The 1,208-nt window shown below is 55.3% G+C and carries 1 protein-coding gene; it reads right to left on the bottom strand.

The features are described 5' to 3' along the window. The coding region (locus TU92_RS22165; RefSeq protein ID WP_112169565.1) for a carboxypeptidase M32 at positions 1 to 1,208 on the bottom strand (1,208 nt) is incomplete at both ends.

Below are 1,208 nucleotides of genomic sequence, written 5' to 3'. Positions count from 1 at the left end.
GCTCCCGTGCTGCCAGATATTCTGCTGCAACCACTGGAACAACGCCGTCAGGTCGCCGCGGGCGATATCATCCTGCAAGGTCGGGATCGCTTTATTGGCGCACTGGAACAGCTGCGCGGCATACATCGCGCCGAGTGTGTAAGTCGGGAAGTAGCCAAAGCCGCCGTCGGTCCAGTGGATATCCTGCATACAGCCGTCGCGGTAATTTCCAACGGTATCGATGCCCAGATATTCCTTCATTTTGCTGTTCCACAAGCCCGGAATATCATCGACTTCAATTTCGCCTTCCATCAGCGCTTTTTCAATCTCGTAACGCAGAATCACGTGAGCCGGATAGCTAAGTTCATCCGCATCGACACGAATAAAGCCCGGCTGGACGCGCTGGTTCAGCTTCATGAAGTTACTTTCATCCAGACCCGGACGCTGACCGAATTGCTCAATAACCAGCGGATAGACTGATTTAAGGAAAGGTTCGCTGCAACCGAGCTGCATTTCAAACAGCAGGCTCTGGGATTCATGAACGCCCATGGAACGTGCGTTAGAAACCGGCTGACCCAGCCACTCTTTTGGCAGGTTTTGCTCGTAACGCGCATGACCGGTTTCATGAATGACACCCATCATGGCGCTGAGAAATTCTTCTTCGTTATAGCGTGTGGTAATGCGCACATCCTGAGGCACGCCGCCGCAGAACGGGTGGGCACTGACGTCCAGACGACCAGCGTCGAAATTAAAGCCAAGACGACCCATCACTTTCAGGCCGAGCTGACGCTGTTTCTCAATGTCAAACGGACCCTGCGGTGCAATGCGGCTTTCTGTTTTCTGCTTCTCGACCACGGTCTGCAATAAATCCGGCAGCCAGGTTTTGAGATCGCCAAACAGCGTGTCGAGTTTCTGCGATGTCATGCCCGGTTCGTACAAATCGAGAAGGGCGTCGTAACGGCTGATACCGGCGGCGTCGGCGCGGAACTGCGCCTCTTCACGGCTGAGTTTCACCACGTCTTTCAGGTTTTCCGCAAAACCTTCCCAGTCGTTGGATTTGCGCTGAATGCGCCAGGCTTGCTCGCAGCGGGCACCGGCCAGCGATTTTGCCTGCACCAGGCTTTCAGGCAGCAGAGCCGCCTGCTGGTAATGACGACGCATTTCGCGCAGGTTTGCCTGTTCCACGTCGTTAAGCTGCTCGCCGCTGGCCTGTTCCAGCCATTCACCCA

It is taken from the genome of Rahnella inusitata, from assembly GCF_003263515.1.
Taxonomy (GTDB): Bacteria; Pseudomonadota; Gammaproteobacteria; order Enterobacterales; family Enterobacteriaceae; genus Rahnella; species Rahnella inusitata.
This window is presented reverse-complemented; position numbering and strand designations above follow the sequence as displayed.